Source organism: Sphingomonas sp. Ant20 (assembly GCF_000783375.1).
GTDB classification, from domain to species: Bacteria; Pseudomonadota; Alphaproteobacteria; order Sphingomonadales; family Sphingomonadaceae; genus Sphingomonas; species Sphingomonas aerolata.
The window spans coordinates 1-2,391 of record NZ_JRVI01000133.1 but is presented as its reverse complement, the minus strand read 5'-3'; the positions used below and the strand labels follow the sequence as shown (position 1 = coordinate 2,391).

The following is a 2,391-nucleotide window of genomic DNA, read 5'->3' as shown; positions in this document are numbered from 1 at the left end:
GCCGGGGCGCTTTACGAGGGGCGGGACCTCAGGCCGGCGATGGCGCTCGACGCGTTCATCGGCGGTGCGGTCGCGGCGCATTTCGGCGTCGAGCCCGGCCGCGCGATGGCGACGCTGTTTCCGGCCAGCGCCGGGACCCTGGCGATCGAAGGGCTGGTCCGCACCTGACCGGGCCGGTGCGGGATGAATTGAGCCCGGCCCTGCTTTGGGCTAGAGCCCCCGCTTCCTTACGATACCGGAATTGTCATGACGCTCTATACCCGCTTCGCCGCGCATATCGATGCGGCGCTCGACACGCTGACCGAGGCGGGATTGTTGCCGGCCGGGCTCGACCGCAAGAACGTGACGGTCGAGCCGCCGCGCGATGCAAGCCACGGCGATCTCGCGACCAACGCGGCGATGGTGCTGGCCAAGCCCGCCAAGACCAACCCGCGCGTGCTGGCGGATGCGCTGGTCGTCGAACTCGGCAAGATCGAGTCCGTCGACAGCGCGAGCGTGGCGGGACCGGGCTTCATCAACATGAAGCTGACCGACGATGCCTGGCGCGGCGAGCTGGCCGCGGTGCCGGTCGCAGGCGCCGATTACGGGCGCTCTACGCTGGGCGACGGGATCACCGTCAACATCGAATATGTGTCGGCGAACCCGACCGGACCGATGCACATGGGGCATTGCCGGGGCGCAGTGGTCGGCGACGCGCTGGCCAGCCTGCTCGAATTTGCCGGGCACCGGGTGATCCGCGAATATTATGTCAATGATGCCGGTGGGCAGGTCGATGTGCTCGCGCGCTCGGTCCATCTGCGGTACCGCGAGGCGCTGGGCGAGACCGTGACGATCCCCGAGGGCCTGTATCCCGGCGATTACCTCGTGCCGATCGGCCAGGCGCTGGCGAGCGAATATGGCGACCGGTTCGTCGGCGCGCCCGAAAGCGACTGGCTGGCGATGTTCCGGACGCGTGCGGTCGCGGCGATGATGGTGATGATCCGCGCCGATCTCGCGCTGCTCGGGATCGAGCATGAGGTGTTCTCCTCCGAGGCGGAGCTGCAGGCGCTCGGCAAGCCCGAGGCGGCGGAGGCCGAATTGCGGTCGCGCGATCTGGTCTATGACGGCGTGCTCGAGGCGCCCAAGGGCGAGATGGCGGACGACTGGGAGCCGGTCGAGCTGCCGCTGTTCCGCTCGACGCAGTTCGGCGACGACCAGGATCGGCCGATCAAGAAGTCGAACGGGTCCTGGACCTATTTCGGTGCCGACCTCGCCTATCATTTCCAGAAGAGCCAGACCGCCGACCAGTTGATCGACATCTGGGGCGCGGATCACGGTGGCACGGTCAAGCGGATCGTCGCGGGCGTGGCCGCGCTGACCGGCGGCAAGACTCGGTTCGACGTCAAGCTGGTCCAGATGGTCCGGCTGCTGCGCAATGGCGAGCCGGTGAAGATGTCGAAGCGGTCGGGCAATTTCGTCACGCTCGCCGATGTCGTGAACGAGGTCGGCAAGGATGTCGTGCGCTTCACGATGCTGACGCGGCGGTCGGATGCGCAGATGGACTTCGACTTCGCCAAGGTGGTCGAGGCGTCGAAGGACAATCCGGTCTTCTACGTCCAATATGCGCATGCACGGATCGCGTCGCTGCACCGGCGCGCGGACGAGGCGGGAATCGCCGCGATCGAGGCGGACCTGTCCCGGCTTGATACGGACGAGCTTGCGCTGATGAAGCTCGCCAGCCAGTTCCCGCGAATCGTCGAAACCGCCGCCACGGCGCGCGAGCCGCACCGGATCGCGTTCTATCTCTACGACTTGGCCGCCGCGTTCCATGCGCTGTGGAATGTCGGCAACGATCGGCCCGAGCGGCGCTTCCTGGTGGTCGAGGATCCCGGCGCCACGGCGGCACGGCTTTTCTTGGCGGATGCAATCGGGCAGATCATCCGCAACGGCCTTGCCATCATGGGCGTCGAGGCGGTTTCGGAGTTGAACTGATGGCCGACGAGATGAACCTGCGCGAGGAAGATCGACTGCCCTGGCTGGAGACGATCGAGTCGGACGATCGTGACGGCCCGCCGATCGCGCGTGTCGTCGCGCTGGTCGTGCTGGGGCTGGGTCTGCTCGCGGCGATCATCTTCGGGGTCTACACGCTGCAGAACCGCGTGCCGTCGGGCGACGGCCAGCTGATCGCCGCGCCAGCGACGCCGTACAAGGTCAAGCCCGACGCGGTCGGCGGCCTCAAGGTCAATGGCGAAGGCGACAGCGCGATCGCCACCAGCGCGGGCAAGGGTGCTGGCAATGGTGCGATCGACCTGACGGGCGTGCCCGAGGCGCCGGTCGCCGGACGCGTGCGGTGGCGACGTCGACGGGGGCGGACGATCCTGCCGGCCGCAACGCGGTGGAGTGCCTGTAACG

The 2,391-nt window shown here is 67.7% G+C and carries 1 protein-coding gene and 1 pseudogene; both read left to right on the top strand.

Annotation, left to right across the window (positions count from 1 at the left end):
• Positions 1 to 246 precede the first annotated feature (246 nt).
• Positions 247 to 1,971, top strand: a complete 1,725-nt coding sequence (argS, locus tag NI18_RS14955) for an arginine--tRNA ligase (RefSeq protein ID WP_037530972.1) — start codon at positions 247 to 249, stop codon at positions 1,969 to 1,971.
• A pseudogene (locus NI18_RS14950) lies at positions 1,971 to 2,391 on the top strand (hypothetical protein); the annotation flags it as partial. The gene argS and the pseudogene NI18_RS14950, both read left to right, overlap by 1 nt.